Origin of the sequence: Burkholderia sp. AU32262 (assembly GCF_020419985.1) — a bacterium.
GTDB classification, from domain to species: Bacteria; Pseudomonadota; Gammaproteobacteria; order Burkholderiales; family Burkholderiaceae; genus Burkholderia; species Burkholderia semiarida.
Genome location: NZ_JAIZRS010000005.1, coordinates 1 through 18922, shown reverse-complemented (window position 1 = coordinate 18922; position 18922 = coordinate 1). Strand labels below are relative to the sequence as shown.

The 18922-nt window shown below is 65.0% G+C and carries 20 protein-coding genes; 12 read left to right on the top strand and 8 right to left on the bottom strand.

The annotated features are described in order from the left end of the window. Positions 1–3: 3 nt before the first annotated feature. From LGN10_RS06945 to LGN10_RS06905, 9 genes are all read left to right on the top strand, one after another. Complete coding sequence (locus LGN10_RS06945; RefSeq protein ID WP_059646613.1) at positions 4–1494, top strand: NADH-quinone oxidoreductase subunit M; 1491 nt, start codon at positions 4–6, stop codon at positions 1492–1494. A gap of 39 nt (positions 1495–1533) precedes the next feature. Beyond that, a complete protein-coding gene (gene nuoN / locus LGN10_RS06940) occupies positions 1534–2988 on the top strand; it encodes an NADH-quinone oxidoreductase subunit NuoN (RefSeq protein ID WP_059583598.1) in 1455 nt (484 codons plus the stop codon). Next, on the top strand, positions 2988–3284 hold the full coding sequence (locus LGN10_RS06935; RefSeq protein WP_059583597.1) for a DUF2818 family protein: 297 nt from the start codon (positions 2988–2990) through the stop codon (positions 3282–3284). Before nuoN ends, LGN10_RS06935 begins: the two co-directional genes overlap by 1 nt. A gap of 39 nt (positions 3285–3323) precedes the next feature. After that, entirely contained in the window at positions 3324–3914 is a 591-nt protein-coding gene (locus tag LGN10_RS06930) for an NUDIX domain-containing protein (protein ID WP_059583595.1), read from the top strand. A 136-nt stretch (positions 3915–4050) separates the two neighbouring features. Continuing rightward, the gene (locus LGN10_RS06925) at positions 4051–4473 is read left to right on the top strand and encodes a DUF1178 family protein (RefSeq protein ID WP_050016483.1); all 423 of its coding nucleotides are present in this window, start codon (positions 4051–4053) and stop codon (positions 4471–4473) included. 196 nt (positions 4474–4669) lie between these two features. Continuing rightward, a complete protein-coding gene (locus tag LGN10_RS06920) occupies positions 4670–5866 on the top strand; it encodes an acyl-CoA dehydrogenase family protein (protein WP_226222477.1) in 1197 nt (398 codons plus the stop codon). A gap of 19 nt (positions 5867–5885) precedes the next feature. Continuing rightward, on the top strand, positions 5886–7019 hold the full coding sequence (locus LGN10_RS06915) for an acyl-CoA dehydrogenase family protein (protein WP_226222475.1): 1134 nt from the start codon (positions 5886–5888) through the stop codon (positions 7017–7019). A gap of 38 nt (positions 7020–7057) precedes the next feature. Next, positions 7058–7519: a MaoC family dehydratase gene (locus tag LGN10_RS06910; protein ID WP_059583588.1), complete on the top strand. Its 462-nt coding sequence runs from the start codon at positions 7058–7060 to the stop codon at positions 7517–7519. Beyond that, a complete protein-coding gene (locus tag LGN10_RS06905) occupies positions 7516–7992 on the top strand; it encodes a MaoC family dehydratase (RefSeq protein WP_059583586.1) in 477 nt (158 codons plus the stop codon). The genes LGN10_RS06910 and LGN10_RS06905 overlap by 4 nt, the downstream gene beginning before the upstream one ends. A 43-nt stretch (positions 7993–8035) precedes the next feature. Here the strand turns inward: LGN10_RS06905 and LGN10_RS06900 are convergent, their stop codons facing one another. Continuing rightward, positions 8036–8728, bottom strand: coding sequence for a glutathione binding-like protein (locus LGN10_RS06900; RefSeq protein ID WP_059583763.1), 693 nt, complete (start codon positions 8726–8728; stop codon positions 8036–8038). Between the two features lie 221 nt (positions 8729–8949). After that, entirely contained in the window at positions 8950–9741 is a 792-nt protein-coding gene (locus tag LGN10_RS06895) for an oxepin-CoA hydrolase, alternative type (protein WP_059646626.1), read from the bottom strand. A gap of 199 nt (positions 9742–9940) precedes the next feature. Between LGN10_RS06895 and LGN10_RS06890 the strand changes: the two genes are divergently transcribed. Beyond that, on the top strand, positions 9941–10597 hold the full coding sequence (locus LGN10_RS06890) for a glutathione S-transferase (protein WP_059583581.1): 657 nt from the start codon (positions 9941–9943) through the stop codon (positions 10595–10597). Between the two features lie 44 nt (positions 10598–10641). On the opposite strand, the gene LGN10_RS06885 is transcribed toward LGN10_RS06890, so the two are convergent. Both LGN10_RS06885 and LGN10_RS06880 read right to left on the bottom strand, forming a co-directional pair. Continuing rightward, positions 10642–11814: a pyridoxal phosphate-dependent aminotransferase gene (locus LGN10_RS06885; protein ID WP_060312118.1), complete on the bottom strand. Its 1173-nt coding sequence runs from the start codon at positions 11812–11814 to the stop codon at positions 10642–10644. A gap of 28 nt (positions 11815–11842) precedes the next feature. Next, a complete protein-coding gene (locus LGN10_RS06880; RefSeq protein ID WP_059583577.1) occupies positions 11843–12340 on the bottom strand; it encodes a putative toxin-antitoxin system toxin component, PIN family in 498 nt (165 codons plus the stop codon). Between the two features lie 57 nt (positions 12341–12397). On the opposite strand from LGN10_RS06880, the gene yaaA reads away from it, so the two are divergent. Together yaaA and LGN10_RS06870 are read left to right on the top strand one after the other, a co-directional pair. Further along, a complete protein-coding gene (gene yaaA, locus LGN10_RS06875; RefSeq protein WP_059583575.1) occupies positions 12398–13180 on the top strand; it encodes a peroxide stress protein YaaA in 783 nt (260 codons plus the stop codon). Between the two features lie 138 nt (positions 13181–13318). Then, positions 13319–14473, top strand: a complete 1155-nt coding sequence (locus tag LGN10_RS06870; protein ID WP_060312120.1) for a M14-type cytosolic carboxypeptidase — start codon at positions 13319–13321, stop codon at positions 14471–14473. An 82-nt stretch (positions 14474–14555) separates the two neighbouring features. Here LGN10_RS06870 and LGN10_RS06865 read toward each other — a convergent pair whose 3' ends face one another. From LGN10_RS06865 to LGN10_RS06850, 4 genes are all read right to left on the bottom strand, one after another. Then, positions 14556–15212, bottom strand: coding sequence for a BspC domain-containing protein (locus LGN10_RS06865; protein WP_059583571.1), 657 nt, complete (start codon positions 15210–15212; stop codon positions 14556–14558). A gap of 139 nt (positions 15213–15351) precedes the next feature. Continuing rightward, positions 15352–16026: an energy-coupling factor ABC transporter permease gene (locus LGN10_RS06860; RefSeq protein WP_059583569.1), complete on the bottom strand. Its 675-nt coding sequence runs from the start codon at positions 16024–16026 to the stop codon at positions 15352–15354. Between the two features lie 76 nt (positions 16027–16102). Further along, complete coding sequence (locus LGN10_RS06855) at positions 16103–16939, bottom strand: response regulator transcription factor (RefSeq protein WP_059583567.1); 837 nt, start codon at positions 16937–16939, stop codon at positions 16103–16105. A 211-nt stretch (positions 16940–17150) separates the two neighbouring features. Next, entirely contained in the window at positions 17151–18368 is a 1218-nt protein-coding gene (locus LGN10_RS06850) for a DUF2863 family protein (RefSeq protein ID WP_226222473.1), read from the bottom strand. Positions 18369–18922: the final 554 nt, after the last annotated feature.

Here is an 18922-nt window from a genome sequence, read left to right as displayed (position 1 = left end):
CTAATGCACGCTTTTCCGATTCTCAGTACCGCGATCTGGCTGCCGATCGTTTTCGGCCTCCTCGTGCTGGCGGTGGGTAACGACAAAAATCCGGGGACGGCTCGCTGGGTCGCGCTGATCGGCGCGCTGCTCGGTCTCGCGGTCACGATCCCGCTGATCACGGGCTTCGACTCCAGCACCGCTGCGCTGCAGTTCGTCGAGAAGTCGACGTGGATCCAGCGCTTCGACATCGCGTATCACCTCGGCGTCGACGGCATCTCGATGTGGTTTGTCGTGCTGACCGCGCTGATCACGGTGATCGTCGTGATCGCCGCCTGGGAAGTGATCACCGAGAACGTCGCGCAGTACCTCGCCGCGTTCCTGATCCTGTCCGGGATCATGATCGGCGTATTCTCGGCGGCCGACGGCCTGCTGTTCTACGTGTTCTTCGAGGCGACCCTGATCCCGATGTACATCATCATCGGCGTGTGGGGCGGCCCGAACCGCGTGTATGCGGCGTTCAAGTTCTTCCTGTACACGCTGGCCGGCTCGCTGCTGATGCTGGTCGCGCTGATCTACCTGTACACGGAAACGCACTCGTTCGACCTCGCGACGTGGCAGAACGCGAAAATCGCGATGACGCCGCAGATCCTGCTGTTCATTGCGTTCTTCCTCGCGTTCGCGGTGAAGGTGCCGATGTGGCCGGTGCACACGTGGCTGCCGGACGCGCACGTGGAAGCGCCGACGGGCGGCTCGGTCGTGCTGGCGGCGATCATGCTCAAGCTCGGCGCATACGGTTTCCTGCGCTTCTCGCTGCCGATCACGCCTGACGCGAGCCACTTCCTGGCGCCCGTCGTCATCACGCTGTCGCTGATCGCGGTGATCTACATCGGTCTCGTCGCGATGGTGCAGGCCGACATGAAGAAGCTGGTCGCGTATTCGTCGATCGCGCACATGGGTTTCGTCACGCTCGGCTTCTTCATCTTCAACCAGCTCGGCGTCGAAGGCGCGATCGTCCAGATGATCTCGCACGGCTTCGTGTCGGGCGCGATGTTCCTCTGCATCGGCGTGCTGTACGACCGCGTGCACTCGCGCCAGATCGCCGACTACGGCGGCGTCGTCAACGTGATGCCGAAGTTCGCGGCGTTCGCGATGCTGTTCTCGATGGCCAACTGCGGCCTGCCGGGTACGTCCGGTTTCGTCGGCGAGTTCATGGTGATTCTCGCGGCCGTCCAGTACAACTTCTGGATCGCATTCGGCGCGGCGTTCACGCTGATCCTCGGCGCGGCCTACACGCTGTGGATGTACAAGCGCGTGTATTTCGGCGCGGTCGCGAACGATCACGTCGCCAAGCTGAAGGACATCGGCCGTCGTGAATTCCTGATGCTGGCCGTGCTCGCCGCGTTCACGCTGCTGATGGGCCTGTATCCGAAGCCTTTCACCGACGTGATGCACGTTTCCGTGGAAAACCTCCTCTCCCACGTCGCGCAGTCGAAGCTGCCGCTGGCCCAGTAATCGCGAGCGGAGGAACTCAAGATCATGCAAAACGCCCCTATGAATGTTCTGTTGCCTGACGCGCTGGTGCTGGCCGCCATCGTCGTCGCATGGCTGAACGACACCTTTACCGGTGCGTCCGGCCGCCGCCTGACCTATCTGATCGCGGTCGTCTCGTCGGTCGTCGCCGGCGTGTGGTTCGCGGTCCAGGCGCTCGACCCGCAGCAGTACTACTTCTTCTCGAAGATGGTCGTCGTCGACTCGTTCGCGAGCATGATGAAGGCCGTCGTGTCGTTCGGTTTCGCGGTGTCGCTCGTCTATTCGCGCAAGTACCTCGAAGACCGCGACATGTTCCGCGGCGACGTGTTCCTGCTCGGCATGTTCTCGCTGCTCGGCCAGCTGGTCATGGTGTCGGGCAACAACTTCCTGACGCTGTACCTCGGTCTCGAACTGATGTCGCTCTCGCTGTACGCCGTCATCGCGCTGCGCCGCGACGCCGCGCAGTCGAGCGAAGCCGCGATGAAGTACTACGTGCTGGGGGCGCTCGCATCGGGCTTCGTGCTGTACGGCATCTCGATGCTCTACGGCGCGACCGGCTCGCTCGAGCTCGGCGAAGTGTACAAGGCGGTCGGCGGCAACACCGACGCGGCCGTGCTGATGTTCGGCGTGATCTTCATCGTCGCCGGTATCGCGTTCAAGCTCGGGGCCGTGCCGTTCCACATGTGGGTGCCGGACGTCTACCAGGGCGCGCCGACCGCGATGACGCTGTTCGTCGGCGGCGGTCCGAAGGTTGCCGCGTTCGCGTGGGGCCTGCGCTTCCTGGTGATGGGCCTGCTGCCGCTCGCCCAGAACTGGCAGACCGCGCTCGTGATCCTCGCCGCGCTGTCGCTGATCGTCGGCAACATCACCGGTATCGTCCAGCGCAACATCAAGCGGATGCTCGCGTACTCGGCGATCTCGAACATGGGCTTCGTGCTGCTCGGCCTGCTCGCCGGCATCGTGAAGGGCGACGCGGCGGCGCCGGCGAACGCCTACAGCTCGGCGATGTTCTACGCGATCGTCTACCTGATCACGACGCTCGGCTCGTTCGGCGTGGTGATGCTGCTCGCGCGCCGCGATTTCGAAGCCGAAACGATCGACGACTTCAAGGGCCTCAACAAGCGCAGCCCGGTGTTCGCGTTCGTGATGATGGTCATGATGTTCTCGCTGGCCGGCATTCCGCCGACCGTCGGCTTCTACGCGAAGCTCGCGGTGCTCGAGGCGACCGTCAACGCGGGCCTCACGTGGCTGGCCGTGCTGGCCGTGATCACGTCGCTGTTCGGCGCGTTCTACTACCTGCGCATCGTGAAGCTGATGTACTTCGATGCGCCGCAGGATTCGACGCCGATCTCGGGCGATTTCTGCAAGCGCACGATCCTCGTGCTGAACGGCCTGGCCGTCGTCGTGCTCGGCCTGATCCCGAGCCCGCTGCTGACCGCCTGCCTGCAGGCAATCCGCCACACGCTGCCGCTGTAATGTCGGCAGCCGGCTGGTTCATCGTGCTGTTGGCGCTCGTATGCGCCAACCTGCCGTTCCTGAACCAACGCCTCTTCGCCGTCGTGCCGTTCGGCGCGACGAAGAAGAGTGCGTGGGTGCGGATCGGCGAGCTGATCGTGCTGTACTTCATCGTCGGCGCGCTCGGCTTCTGGCTCGAGTCGCGCGCCGGCAACCGCTTCGAACAAGGCTGGCAGTTTTACGCGATCACGTTCAGTCTCTTCGTCGTGTTCGCGTTTCCCGGCTTCACGTTCCAGTATCTCGTCAAACGACGCTGACGGCTTCGGCCGTCCGTCGTGCTCATCCAGGAGCCGCCGATGGCCGAACTACCCAATCACGACGCCGCACTGACCGAAACCTGCCTCGAGAGCGAGGCGATCTTCGAAGGCGCGTTCCTCAAGCTCAAGCGCGATACCGTCCGTCTGCCGGACGGCAAGAAAGCCACGCGCGAATACGTGCAGCATCCGGGCGCGGTGATGGTGATCCCGCTGTTCGACGACGGCCGCGTGCTGATGGAGAGCCAGTTCCGCTATCCGATCGGCAAGGTGATGGCCGAATTCCCGGCCGGCAAGCTCGATCCGAACGAAGGCGCGCTCGCGTGCGCGGCGCGCGAGCTGCGCGAGGAAACCGGCTACACGGCGCGCGAGTACGTGTTCCTGGCCCGCATTCATCCGATCATTTCCTATTCGACCGAATTCATCGACCTGTACCTCGCGCGCGGGCTGACGGCCGGCGAGCGCAAGCTCGACGAAGGCGAATTCCTCGAAACCTTCACCGCGACGCTGGACGACCTGCAGGAGTGGGTGCGCACGGGCCAGATCTCCGACGTGAAGACGATCATCGGCACCATGTGGCTCGACAAGGTGCTGTCCGGCACGTGGCCGCTCGGCCCGGTCGTCACGCCCTGAGCGCGGCGTCGGCGGCGGCCGGGGCGCCGCGTTACAATCTGGCGACGCAGTGCGTTCGCGCTGCGCAATCCGGATTTAGCACGATCGTTCACAAAACCGCTTTTTGCGCTACACTCGTCACACGCCCTGATTCAGCATGAAGGTCCTCGATTTACAGTGTCCGCACGGTCATCGGTTCGAAGGCTGGTTCGCTTCCGCCGATGAATTCGAAGCGCAGTTGTCCCGCAAGCTGGTCGAATGTCCGGTGTGCGGAACGACGGAGATCAACCGGATGCCGTCGGCGCCGCGCCTGAACCTGTCGGGCGCGACGCAGCCGCAGCCGGCCGATCCGCGTGCGCTGCAGGCGCAGGTGATGCGCGCGCTGCGCGAGGTGCTGGAGAAGACCGAGAACGTGGGCGAGCGCTTCGCCGAGGAAGCGCGGCGCATTCATTACAACGAGGCGCCGGCACGCAGCATTCGTGGCGTCACGACGCCGGAGGATGCGCAGTCCTTGGTCGAAGAAGGCATCGACGTGATGCCGCTGCCGATTCCTGCCGCGCTGAAAGAACCGCTGCAATGACGTACGCAGTGTGTCCTTGGCCGGGCCGGACGGTCGCGGCCAGCCTTGCATGAGATCAGAGTAAGCGCTAGAGCGCGAACTCGAATCGACCGCCGTGGGGGTGGAGTAAGCGCTGAAGCGCTAACTCCACCCAACCACGCCATGGGACCCGAGTAAGCGCTAAAGCGCTAACTCGGGTCGACAGGAGACACTGCGCATGGATCTGGATTATTCCCCCGCCGACGACGCGTTCCGCGCCGACGTCCGCGCCTGGCTCGAGGCCAACCTGCCTCACGCACTGGGCGCCAAGGTACTCGATCACAAACGACTCGACCGCGAGGATTTCGCGAGCTGGCACCGGATTCTCGGCCAGCGCGGCTGGTCCGCGCCCGCCTGGCCAGTCGAATATGGCGGCCCGGGCTGGAACGCGACGCAGCGGCACATCTGGGACGAGGAGTGCGCGCGCATCGGTGCGCCGACCGTGCTGCCTTTCGGGGTGTCGATGGTCGCGCCGGTTCTGATGAAATACGGCAGCGAAGCGCAGAAGCGCCGCTATCTGCCGCGTATTCTCGACGGCTCGGACTGGTGGTGCCAGGGTTATTCGGAGCCGGGTTCCGGGTCCGATCTCGCGTCGCTGCGCACGCGCGCCGAGCGCCACGGCGATCACTACGTCGTCAACGGCCAGAAGACCTGGACCACGCTCGGCCAGTACGCCGACATGATGTTCTGCCTCGTGCGCACCGATCCGGCCGCGAAGAAGCAGGAAGGCATCTCGTTCCTGCTGATCGACATGAAAACGCCCGGCATCACGGTGCGCCCGATCGTGATGCTCGACGAGGACCACGAGGTCAACGAGGTGTTCTTCGAGGACGTGAAGGTGCCGGTCGAGAACCTCGTCGGCGACGAGAACCGCGGCTGGACCTACGCGAAATACCTGCTCGGCCACGAGCGCACCGGCATCGCGCGCGTCGGCGCGTCGAAGCGGGAGCTCGCGTTCCTGAAGCGCATCGCGTCGAACCAGCGCAAGAACGGCAAGCCGTTGCTCGCCGATCCCGTGTTCGCCGCGAAGGTCGCGGCGCTCGAAGTCGAGTTGATGGCGCTGGAAGTGACGGTGCTGCGCGTCGTCAGCCGCGAGACGAGCGGCAAGGGGCCGGGCCCCGAAGCGTCGATGCTGAAGATCAAGGGCACCGAGGTGCAACAGGCGCTCACCGAGCTGATGGTCGAAGCGATCGGCCCGCTGGCCGCACCGTTCGACGTGCCGTTCCTCGCCGGCGAACGCGAGCACAGCATCGCCGGCGACGACGATGCGGCGCCGCTCGCCGCGTACTACTTCAATTACCGGAAGACGTCGATCTACGGCGGGTCGAACGAGATCCAGAAAAACATCATCGCGCAGATCATTCTGGGGCTGTGATCAGGGAACGGAGACAACCATGGATTTCAGCTTTACCGATGAGCAGCAGCAGTTCGCCGATGCGCTGCGCCGGTATCTCGGCGAGCAATACGGCTTCGAGGCACGTCAGGCGATCGTGCGCAGCGATACCGGTGTGTCGGACGCGCAGTGGAGCGCATTCACCGAACTCGGATTGACCGCGTTGCCGGTGCCGGACGCCCAGGGCGGCTTCGGCGGCGGGCCGGTCGACATGCTGGTCGTGATGCAGGAGCTCGGCCGCGCGCTCGTGATCGAGCCGTACTGGGCCGCGGCGGTCGGCGTCGAGGCGTTGCGGATCGCCGGCTCCGGCGCGGGCGACGACGCCGCGCTGCTGGAGGCGATTGCACAGGGACAAAAGCGCGTGGCGGTCGCGTTCCATGAGCCGCAGGCGCGCTACGACCTGTACGAACTCGACACGCGCGCGCGCGAGCAGGACGGCACGTACCGGCTGACCGGGATCAAGTCGGTCGTTCAGCACGGCGCCCAGGCGCACGTCTGGATCGTGCCCGCGCGTGTCGACGGCGGCGGCATCGGCCTCTTCGTCGTCGAACGCGATGCGGCCAACGCGAAGGTGGTCGACTACCGGACCATCGACGGCCAGCGCGCCGCGACGCTCACGTTCGACGCCACGCCGGCCCGACTGCTGACGGGCGGGGCGCGAGACGCGGCGGCGCTCGAGCAGATTGCCGATTACGCGACCTTTCTGCTATGCGCGGAAGCGGTTGGCGCGCTCGACGAGCTGAATCGCGCGACGGTCGAATACACGAAGACGCGCGAGCAGTTCGGGGTGCCGATCGCGCGCTTTCAGGCGCTACAGCACCGGATGGTCGACATGCTGATTCATGCCGAGCAGGCGCGTTCGCTGACCTATCTCGCGGCGGTGCGCTATGCGAACGGCGATGCCGATGCGCGGCGCAAGGCCGTGTCGGCCGCGAAGGCGCGGGTCGGATCGGCCGCGCGCTTCGTCGGCCAGCAGGCGATCCAGTTGCACGGCGGCATGGGCGTGACCAACGAGGTGGCCACCGCGCACCTGTTCAAGCGGCTGTCGATCATCGAGACGACGCTCGGCGATACCGATCATCACCTCGCCCGCCTCGCGGCGCTGCCGGATTTCGCGCAGACCGACGTAGCATGACGGCGACGCGCGAGCGCGCCAGACAAGGAGACTTATCAGTGGGCATCAGTTACGAAGATCTGGTGGTGGGCAGTACCACCGAAGTGGGCCGCTACACGTTCGAGCCGGACGACATCAAGACGTTCGCGCAGCGCTACGATCCGCAGCCGTTCCATGTCGACGAGGAAGCAGGGAAGGCATCGCACTTCGGCGGGCTCGTCGCGAGCGGCTGGCATACGTGTTCGGTGTTCATGAGCCTGCTGGTCCAGAAGCTGGGGCCGGATTCGACCAGCATGGGCTCGCCGGGCATCGATTCGATCCGCTGGCTGAAGCCGGTGCGCGCCGGCGACACGATCACGATGTACCAGAAGGTGCACGACAAGCGCGTGTCGGAGAGCAAGCCCGATCGCGGCATCGTGTCGACGGAATGGGTCGGCGTGAACGAAGCCGGCGAGACGGTGATCAGCGTGCACACCAAGGTGATTTTCGGGCTGCGCCATCCGGCAGGCGCGAACGCATGACCGACGTGACCTTGCCGCTGATCGCGTCCGCGCAGGCGCTGCAGGCGCGGGTTGGCGCGGAACCGCTCGCGAGCGGCTGGATCGAGATCGACCAGCCGCGCGTCGACGGTTTCGCCGACGCGACCGGCGATCACCAATGGATTCACGTCGACCCCGAACGCGCGCGGCGCGAGTCGCCGTTCGGTGGGCCCATCGCGCACGGGTTCCTGACGCTGTCGCTGATTCCTGCATTGATGACCGACGCAATGCGCTTCGAGCAGAAGATGGGCGTGAACTACGGGCTCAACCGCGTACGGTTCTTGAAGCCGGTGCCGGTCGGGGCGCGCGTGCGCGCGCTGTTCGCGGTGAAGGAAATCGCCGACGCCGCGCGCGGCGGTATTCAGGTGACGTGGTCGGTATCGATGCAGATCGAGCGTCCCGACGCGCCGCTGCCGGTATGCGCGGCGGAATTCATCACGCTGCATTACTTCTGAAGCCCGCAGCGGCACGCGGATGCCGCTGCGTCCACCCTGCGTGTCAGTGCTTCGCGTATTGCGTTGCGCCGAACAGCACCTCGCGTGCCTTGTCGTCCTGCAGCGCCTTGCGCATCGACGCGAGTACCTCGACGCCACGCTGCACGGCCGGTCGCGCGGCGATCGCCTCGTGCCAGCGCTTCACGTTCGGCAACGCGTCGAGCTCGATGCCCTGGTTCCGCCACGAGCGCGTCCACGGGAACGTCGCAATGTCCGCGATCGTATACGTGTCGCCCGCGAGATACTCGGATTCGCCGAGCCGCTTTTCCATCACGTTGTACAGGCGCTTCGCTTCGTTCGTGTAGCGGTTGACCGCGTACTCGATCTTCTCCGGCGCATACAGCCGGAAGTGGTGCGCCTGCCCGAGCATCGGGCCGACACCGCCCATCTGGAACATCAGCCACTCGAGCGTCGCATAGCGCGCGGCCGGATCGGTCGGCAGGAACTTGCCGGTCTTCTCCGCGAGGTAGATCAGGATCGCGCCCGATTCGAACAGCGAGATCGGTTGGCCGCCGGGGCCATCCGGATCGACGATCGCGGGGATCTTGTTGTTCGGGCTGATCTTCAGGAACGCTGGCTCGAACTGGTCGCCCGCACCGATATCGACCGGATGGGCGCGATACGCGAGGCCCGTTTCCTCGAGCATGATGTGCACCTTGTGGCCGTTCGGGGTCGCCCAGCTATAGACGTCGATCATCGTCAACTCCTGTGTGGCATGCGCGAAAACGGCGCCTGCGGCGCCGCGACAGGCGGTCATTAGAGCATGGATCGACGCGGGCTGCTGGCGGCGGAAACGCCCGTGCCGGCGGGCATGCGCGGCCGGGCGGGCGAGCGTCGCCGGCGGGTGCACGCGGCGTCGACGTGCCGCACCGGATGGACGCGGTGGCGTGGCGTCGGTTCGAAGGCCGACGCGGTGGATCAGCGTTTGTAGCGCGGCTGGCGTTTCTCGAGAAAGGCGCTGATGCCTTCGAGCCCGTCCGCATGATGCAGCGACGCGACGAAATGATCGCGCTCGGTGCCGAGGTGCGCGTCCAGCGGTTGGGCGGTCGCGTCGTCGAGCAGCGACTTGATGCGCGTGAGCGCGTTCGGCGAGATGCCGGCGAGCGTGTCGGCCCACGCCAGTGCGTCGCTCAGCGCCGTGCCAGGCGCGGCGAGCCGATTGACGACGCCCAGCGCATGCAGGCGTTCGGCGGCGACCGGTTTGCCTTCGAACAGGATCTCGGCGGCGGTCGCACGCGGCAACGCGCGGGCGAGAAACCACGAGCCGCCGCCGTCGGGTGTCAGGCCGACGCGTGCATACGACATCACGAATTTCGCGTCGTGTGCGGCAACGATCAGGTCGCACGCGAGCGCGAGCGAGAAGCCGGCGCCGGCCGCGGCGCCTTCGACGGCCGCGATCACCGGCTTCGTCGACGCGCGGATCGCCGTGACCCATGCCGCGAGCTGATCGATGCTGTCGGCCTGGAAGGACGGATCCTTCGAGCGATTCTCGAGCAACCGGTTCAGGTTGCCGCCTGCGCAGAAGAAGCGATCGGCACCCGTCAGCACGACGGCGCGAATCGCCGGATCGCGCTCGGCGGTGGCGAGCGCTTCGATGCCGGCCGCATACATGTCGGGATGCAGTGCGTTGCGCGCACCGGGATTGGACAGCGTGAGGACGAGCGTCGATTCGCTCTCGGGCGGGCGCGAGGCCAGCAGTTCAGCACTCATGCGAGCGTGTCTCCATCGGGTGGCGCGGCGACGCCGAGTGTATCCCGCGAACAGCGAGGGCTGTCGCCGCAGCGGATGTAATGTTGTCGTGACGGACGAAAAACTTGCTTTAGACTAGCACGAACGTGCTTTTCGGCGCGATGAATCACGAGGCGGCCGGCGTCGATGCGGCCGTGCTCCAGCAACGAAGGAGACTCCGATGCTACAGCTGTGCGGTATTCCGTTGTCCAACTACTACAACAAGGTGAAGTTCGTCCTGCTCGAGCACGATATACCGTTCGAGGAGTCGGTGTGCGCTTTGCCGGTCAGCGATCCGGTGCAGCTCGCCGATTCGCCGCTCGGCAAGATTCCGTTCCTGAAGACCGAAGAGGGTGCGCTGTTCGAGTCCCAGGTGATCATCGAATACCTGGCGGCGCGCTATCCCGAGAAAGGCATTTTGCCCGCGAGCCCGTTCGCGGCGGCGAAGGTGCGCGAACTGGTCGAGACGCTCGAGCTGTATCTCGAATGGGTGGCGCGCGAGGTGTACACGGAAGCGTTTTTCGGCGGCAAGGTCAGCGACGGAATGAAGGCGCACGTCGAGAAGCGCCTGCCGCGCGCGATCGATGCGTTCAAGCAGATGACGCGGTTTTCGCCGTATGTGCTCGGCGAGTCGTTCGGCCTCGCGGACATTGCCGCGTGGGTTCATCTGCCGGTGATCGGGATGGCGACGAAGGCCATATTCGGCCGCGACTTCCTGCTCGATGCAGGCATCGACTGGAAGGCGCACGCCAAGACGGTGAGCGAACGCCCTGCCGCGCAGCGCGTGGCAGCCGAGCGCAAGGCGTATGTCGAAGCGGCGAACGTCGCGCGTTCGTAACCGCGTTTCCCGAAGGGCGGCGTGCGGCCGCCCCCGTGCGGGTCTTACAGGCGGGCGAGCCGCTCGAGCGCGGATGCGAGCGTGCTTTCCCGCTTCGCGAAGCAGAAGCGCACGACGCCCGATTCGTGCGGCTCGTGATAGAACGCCGACACTGGAATGGCGGCCACGCCGATCTCCGACGTGAGCCACGTCGAGAATTCCGCTTCGGGCAGGTCGCTGATCGCCGAGTAATCGACGCACTGGAAGTACGTGCCCGTGCACGGCAGCAGCTTGAAGCGCGTGCGCTCGAGGCCGGCCCGGAAGAAGTCGCGCTTTTGCTGATAGAAGCCGGCGAGCGACAGGTACGGCGTCGGGTCGCGCAGGTAGTCGGCGAGCCCGATCTGCATCGGCGTGTTCACCGTGAATACGTTGAACTGGTGGACCTTGCGGAATTCAGCGGTCAGCGCGGCAGGCGCCGCGACGTAACCGACCTTCCAGCCGGTCACGTGATAGGTCTTGCCGAAGCTCGACACGATGAAGCTGCGTGCGGCGAGTTCCGGATAGCGCGCGACGCTCTCGTGGCGGGCGCCGTCGTAGACCATGTGTTCGTAGACCTCGTCGGACAGGATCAGCACGTTGGTGCCGCGCACGATGTCCTCGAGCTTGCGCATGTCCGCCTCGCGCCACACGGTGCCCGTCGGGTTGTGCGGCGTGTTGATCAGGATCATCCGCGTTTTCGGCGTGATCGCGGCCGCGAGACGGTCGAACGGGATCGCGTAGTCAGGCGCCTCCAGCGTGACGAACACGGGCTTGCCACCGGCGAGCTCGATCGACGGCAGGTAGCTGTCGTAGGTCGGCTCGACGACGATCACTTCGTCGCCCGGATGCACCGCGCACAGGATTGCCGTCAGCAGCGCCTGCGTCGCGCCGGCCGTCACGGTGATTTCGGCGGCCGGATCGTAGCGCCGGCCGTACACCTGCGCGATCTTGTCGGCGATCGCGTCGCGCAGCGGCGCGACGCCGGCCATCGGCGGGTACTGGTTGTGCCCGTTGCGCATCGCGGCGGCCACCGCATCGACGATGCGCGGATCGCAATCGAAATCCGGGAAACCCTGGCCGAGGTTCACCGCCCCTTTTTCGGCGGCAAGCGCGCTCATCACCGTGAAGATCGTCGTGCCGACGTTCGGCAGGCGCGAGGGGAAAGCGGGTGTCGTTGGCATATCTGAAGGAGCGTTCATCGATACGGTCGGAATCGGGTGAGGTGCGTCAGGCCGGCGTCGCCGTGACGGGCGGCGCGGCGTCGAGTGCGCAGGCTTGCGCGAACGGCGCGGGTTGCGCGATCCGGAAACCGAAGTCGCGGGCGGTGCGCTTCGCGAGCTTCAGCAGCGCGCGGTCTTTCGACACGAGCCAATCGGCGTGCGCGGCGCGCGCGAGTTCGAGAAACTTCTGGTCGTCGCGGTCCTTGCACTTCGGCAGCGGCGGCGCGCCGGCGTCGACGGGCGGCGGTTCGACGAGGCTCGCGAGCCGGGCGACGGTCGCGAGCGCGGCCGCCTTGTCGATCGCGCGCGACTGGAACTGCGGATAGTCGAGCACGTATTCGAGTTCGGTCAGGCAGCGGCCGTCGATCACGGCGGCCAGCGTGCCGTGCTCCAGCGCGGCGCGGATCGGGCGCGTGGCGGGGTCGTCGAATACGAGGATGTCGATCCAGACGTTCGAGTCGAGCACGACGCGGTGTGCGGCATGCGGGGCGAGAGAGCGGGTCATTCGTTACAATCGGTGGTTTTCGTCTGACCGCAAGGCACGGCGTGCCAGCGAGCCTCTATGATAATCGTTCTCTCTCCCGCCAAATCCCTCGACTACGACACGCCCGCGCACGTCCAGTCTTACACGAAGCCTGCATTCGTCGACGATGCGTCGGAGTTGATCGACGGCCTGCGCAAGCTGTCGCCGCAGGACATCGCGACGCTGATGGATATCTCCGATCCGCTCGCGCGCCTGAATTTCCAGCGCTACGCCGACTGGTCGCCGACCTTCACGCCGGCCAACGCGAAGCAGGCTGTGCTGGCGTTCAACGGCGACGTCTACGAGGGTTTCGACGCGAAATCGCTGTCGTCCGCCGATCTCGACTATGCACAGCATCACGTGCGCGTGCTGTCGGGCCTGTACGGGCTGCTGCGTCCGCTCGACCTGCTGCAGCCGTACCGGCTCGAGATGGGCACGCGGTTCGCGAACGCGCGCGGCAAGGATCTGTATGCGTTCTGGGGCGATCGCATCACGCGGGCGCTGAACGAGCAACTCGAGACGCGCAGCGGCGCGGCGCGCGTGCTCGTCAACTGCGCGTCGACCGAATACTTCAAGTCGGTCAAGCCGAAGCTGCTGGCCGCACCGGTCATCACGCCGGTATTCGAGGACTGGAAGGGCGGCCGCTACAAGATCATCAGTTTTCATGCGAAACGCGCGCGCGGCCTGATGGCGCGTTTTGTCGTCGAGAACCGTATCGCCGACCCGAAGGCGCTGAAGGAATTCGCCACCGAAGGCTATGCGTTCGATGCGGCTGCGTCGAACGATTCGACTTACGTATATCGCCGGCGCGTCGGCGAGTGACCTGCCGGCCGTTCGCGAGACGGTCGGCGCATGCGTGAGGCCGGACCGGCGACATACCGCCTGCTTCGGTCGACCGCTTTGCATGGGACCGGCGTAAGCGCTGAAGCGCCAGCGCCGGTCGACAAAGGAGATGGACAGATGGCCCTTTCGATCACCAGTAATTTCGACGCAGGCGCAATCGACGTCGTGTCGTGCGACAGCCCCGACGCAATCCGGCTGCGCGTGCGCGGCGACAATCGTTCGGAATTCGCGCAATGGTTTTACTACCGCTTGACGGGTGCACGCGGCGAGCGATGCGTGATGACGTTCGAGAACGCAGCCGAATGCGCGTATCCGTCGGGCTGGCGCAACTACCACGCGGTGGCGAGCTATGACCGCGTCGACTGGTTCCGCGTGCCGACGACGTTCGACGGCAAGACGATGACCATCGACCATACGCCGGAGTTCGACAGCATCTACTACGCGTATTTCGAACCGTACTCGGAAGAGCGTCACGCCGCGTTTCTCGGCGCGGTCCAGCAGTTGCCTCAGGCGAGCGTCGTCGAACTCGGCCGCACGGTCGAAGGCCGTCCGATGTCGCTGCTGACGCTCGGCACGCCGGAACTCGACGGCGCGCCGAAGAAGAAGGTGTGGATCATCGCGCGCCAGCATCCGGGCGAGTCGATGGCCGAGTGGTTCGTCGAAGGGCTGGTCAAACGGCTGGCCGGATGGGGCGACTGGGCCGGCGATCCGGTTGCGCGCAAGCTCTACGATCGCGTGACGTTCTACATCGTGCCGAACATGAATCCGGACGGCAGCGTGCACGGTAACCTGCGCACCAATGCGGCCGGCGCGAACCTGAACCGCGAGTGGATGGCGCCCGATGCCGAGCGCAGCCCCGAAGTGCTGGCCGTGCGCGACGCGATCCACGCGATCGGCTGCGACATGTTCTTCGACATTCACGGCGACGAGGATCTGCCGTACGTGTTCGTCGCCGGCTCGGAGATGCTGCCGAGCTTTACCGAGCAGCAGGGCAAGGAGCAGGCCGCGTTCATCGAAGCGTTCAAGGTCGCGAGCCCGGACTTCCAGACCGAGCATGGCTACGCGGCGAGCAAGTACAAGGAAGATGCGCTGAAGCTCGCGTCGAAGTACATCGGCCACCAGTTCGGCTGCCTGTCGTTGACGCTCGAAATGCCGTTCAAGGACAACGCGAACCTCCCCGACGAGCGCGTCGGCTGGAACGGCGAGCGCAGCGCGGCGCTCGGCGCGGCGATGCTCGCCGCGATCCTGGTGCACGTCGACACGTTCGCGTAGGCGCTGCCGTCGTCGCATGAAAAAAGCCGGTGCATCGCGAGATGCGCCGGCTTTTTGCTGCTGTCGTTGCCGCTCCGTCGTATCAGGATTTCTTCGCGGTTTTCTTCTTCACGGCTTTCTTTTGGCCGCCTGATTTCTTCGTCGAGACGGCCTTCTTGCTGCCGGTGCGGCCCGATGCCTTCGCCTTGGCTTTGCCGCGGTGCGACTTGCCCTTGAACTTCTTCGTCGAGGACGACGAGCGCTCGACGCGCGGCTTCAGCGGCGGAACCGGGTCGTTCCAACTGAACGCAAGCATTTGCTGGCCGACATAGCCGCAGCGAAACTTCAGCGGCGTCGGATCGCTGCCGTTGCTGTGGATGCCGAGCCCGTCGACGGTGACGATGTTGTCGACTTTCACGCGCTGCTTGCCCTGGTCGAACGAGTCGTTCCACGGCGTGATCGTCGCGTTGCCGCTGTCGAATGCGTTCGGCGCGAAGTCCACGCGGTCGAACGCCGTCGATGTGCTGGCGATGAAGCTGCCGTGCGCCGCACAATCCGCGGCGAGCGGATCGGCATGCATCTCGTTGACGAATTTGTTGATCAGTTCGGAGCGCTGGTCGAGCAGGTCGGCAAATACCGGCGCGGGAAGCGCAAGCGACAGGCCCGCGATACAGGCTGCCAGCTTGCCGAGCGCCCGGAAAATCCGGAGCGAGGCAGGCGAGCTGTCCATCTGGTTATTGGTGAGGAGCGAAGGAGACATCGGGCACGTATAGAGGCCCGATGAAGAACAGGAGTTCAATCTTAGCGTAAAAAAGTTGTGCGGCAGTAGGCGACGTACTCGGCGCGCGCCGCGGAAAGTGCCCCGGCACGCAGATGCGTGGAGCCGATCCGGAGGAAATTCAGGCGCGCGGGCCGCCGAGGCGGTAGCGGCGGACGTCGAAGGTCGTGACCCACGCGGGGCGATAGACGGCGATGAGTGCCGTTGCCATGCCGGTGAACCATGCTTCGCCGAGCGCGAGCAGTGCGGTGTTCAGCAAATAGCCGGCCGGAATCACGACGGGCACGCCGTCCGCGAGCGCGAGCTGAACACCGGCCGCCGCGGCGGCGACCGCGACGATCGCGATGGCGGGCGACAGGAAGCCCTGTCCGGTGATGAATGACGCGAGGTTGTGCGGCAGCCAGGCGAGCGCGGCGCGTTGCAGCAATGCCGACACGCCGACAGGCAGCGCACCGTAGACCAGATAGGTCAGGCCGACGCCTTGCCACGGCGCGTCGAATATCACTGCGGCCATCGCCGTGACGGCGCCCATCGCGACCAGTGCGAGTGTCCAGTCGAACAGCGTGACGAGCAGCGTTGCGCCAAGCAGATGCATGACGATGCCATCTTCGAGCCATGCGTTCGAGGCCCACAGGACCGTGATCGCAGTGACGAGCGCGAGCCACACGTGCTGAAGCGTGGCGTCCTGCAGGCGTACGAACGGGCGATTCCACATCGCGAGCGCGAGCAGGGCCACGGCGGCGATCCAGCCACCGATGCCAACCCAGAGCGGAAGCGGTGTGAAAAGAAAACCCATGCGTCCATATTACTCGTTGAGCATCAAAGGTGGGAGCCTGCACATGCCCGACCGTCGCAATATCGAGACTGTTTGCCTAGCGTCCGCGCCGGAACCGTGCCGGCGGCTCGGCGGCGAGTGGCAGGTCCTGCGTGCCGGCGTTGGCGATAGGCAACGGGTACGGGCGGTCATGCCGTTGTGTCCGCAGCGGAGCCGGGCCGTGTTCGCCGATGGCCAGCTTGCGGGCGCGATTGCGGTTCGCCAGCAGTACCTCGAGATGGGGCGACAGCCAGCCGTTGTAGATCGCAACCGCGGCGGCGCGGTTAGCGGCGCCGAGCTGCTGGAAGATGCTCGCGAGGTGGATCTTCACGGTGCCTTCGCTGATGCCGAGCGTACGGGCGATCATCTTGTTCGTGCTGCCCATGTGGACGAACCGCATGATCTGTGCTTGGCGCGGCGACAGGAGGCCGCTCGGCGGGCGCCGTGGAAGCGAGCCGGCGAGCGTCTGGAAATGGGCGTCGTGACGCGCCATTGCCGTTGACGGCAGCAGGCTGAGGGCGATCGGCGGAATGTAGTGTCCGCCCAGCAGTACGATCTCGAGCGCACGCACGATCAGGTGCGGCCGCGTGGAATGCGGGATGACGCCTGCGACGCCGTAATTGAAGAAGCGCTGGATGGCTTCGGGCGAGATGTCGTCGACCAGAACGGCGACCGGTGTCGGCGAGCATGCGTTGCCGAGCGCCTGAAGCTCGCTGAGCCGGCCCACGTCCAGCCAGTCGATCGCGACGAGGTCGAAACGCTGGGTGCGCAGCAGCCGGCGTGCCTGGAAACCGTCAGGCGCGTCGTTGATGCTGGCGTGCCGGTCGATCTGCCGCAACAGGGTCTTCAGTCCGTCACGCCGTTCGGCGTCTGAGTTAAGTACCAAGAACCGCATATTCAACCTCCATAAGGTGAGTCATTGATTTGCCGTTGGGTATAAGCTGGCCCCGATCATGACAAAGACCTTACACGATGTCTGCTTGGCTGAAAGGTTTAGGAAAAGTTCGAAATTTTGGGCGGCGGGGCAGCGGACAAGAAAAAAGCCGCTCCGGTGGTCACCGGAAGCGGCTTTGGGCGGGGCAGGCTGTCAGGGCCTGCAGGATGGATCAGTGAAAGTGCGGTTGGGCGGGCGACGCGTCTTCCGGCATTTCCGCATGGACGATTTCACCGAGCGGATCGGCGTAAAGCGGTACGCCGCAGTCGTCGCAGTATTCGGGTTCGAAACGGCCCGCGTGCCGCCGGACGTCGGTTACGCCGCATTCTTTCAGCAGGCTCACGATTTCCTCGAGCGGTCCTTCGATCGGCGCTTCGCCCTCGAGCGTCGCGCTGTCGATCGATACGTCGCCGTTTTCACGGCCGTAGAGCGGCCACACGACACCATAGATCACGTCGTTGCTGGCACGCCGCGTGAAGCCGACGCGATACTCGTCGATGCGACGTTCGCCGAAGCCGGCGACCACCGCGCGCAACTCTTGCGGCGCTGCACCAAGTGTGTCGAATAGATAACGAATGGCCGTTCGGACGGTGTGCGGACGCACGCGTTCGTCCGCATCGCGGCAGGCCGAGTAGTACGCGTCCGGAAGCAGGCATTCGAATTCGCAGCCAGGCAGCGCGATCGACAGGTTCGGGCCGCCCTGTGCGGCCCATTGTTCGAGGCACTGACCACGCTCGATACGGCTGCCGTTTTCTTCTTCCTGCCAGCGGAACAGCGGCGAGCCGGCAGGCGCGGCGACGACCGCCAGGAGGAAGCGCGGATCGGCCAGGATCGGCGAAGTTTCCGGCAGGTCGCCGAAGCTCAGCTTCGGGGTGTGCTGGCCGATCGCCGCATATGCGAGCTGCTGGGCGAGCCGGTAGGTTTCCACATGGTGTCGCGGCAACTGGTCGATGCTGTAGAGGAACGGGGCGAGCCCGACGAGCGTGCCGTTCGCCAGCACGTGCGCCTGCAGGTGCGTTCGCAACGCGTCGGCAACGTCGCCCTTGAGCGGACCGGACGGAATCATGTAGCGCGTCCAGGCGAGAACCGGGACGGCAACCAGCAGCGCATCGTACGGTTGGCCGTCGTGTTCGATCACCATCGACTCGCTGTGCGTCTCGGCCATGTCGGCGAGCGCGCCGTAGGCGTCGGGATGATTCTGTTGAAGATGGTCGAGCGCGGCATCGAGCGTCGTCTGATTGCCGTTGCGGACAATCTTGGCGAGCAGCGCATCGAGCTTCGCTTCCCAGAAGCGATCCTCGATGCGGCTGCCCGACGCGAAGAGCGCAAGTGACAGACCGACCAGTTTGTCGGCATCGGGGGGAAGGCGTTTGGCGATTCGCTGGCGCATATTAAAGACGTATATAGAAAGAGGCGAAGAACCTCACATTCTAGTCCGTTCTTTGCACCATAAGCGGTCTGGTGCCGACGCATGGCCGGACGGCCGAATTGCGTAAAAAAGTTGCTGCAAGCCCCTTGCGCGAATGCCGCGAGCTGCTTAGAATCACGCCTCTTTCGCGCTAACGGAAACGCGGTGCGGGAGGAAGGGAAGCGGTGCTGTTGGGGTTCGGTGGTAACGAGCCGCGGCGGCGCAGGAAGATGGGCCCCGCAGTCGCAACGAAGCAGTTCAGAAAGTTGTTGACGAGCTGCGAAACACGGTTCATAATCTCACTTCTCTGCTGCTGAAAACGCAGCGCTGCCGAGGGGTCTCAGATTCCTCGCAGAAACGCTCTTTAAAAATTAACAGCCGATAAGTGTGGGCGCTTGATGAAAGCGAACTGATCCTCGGATCAGATAGCGAAAGTATCAAGAGTCTCACACTAAAGTAAGTCAGGTTTATGAAGTGATTCATATTCCTGTCAGCTTTGAGTGAGCGACCGGTTCTACGGAACCGAAAACAGTAAC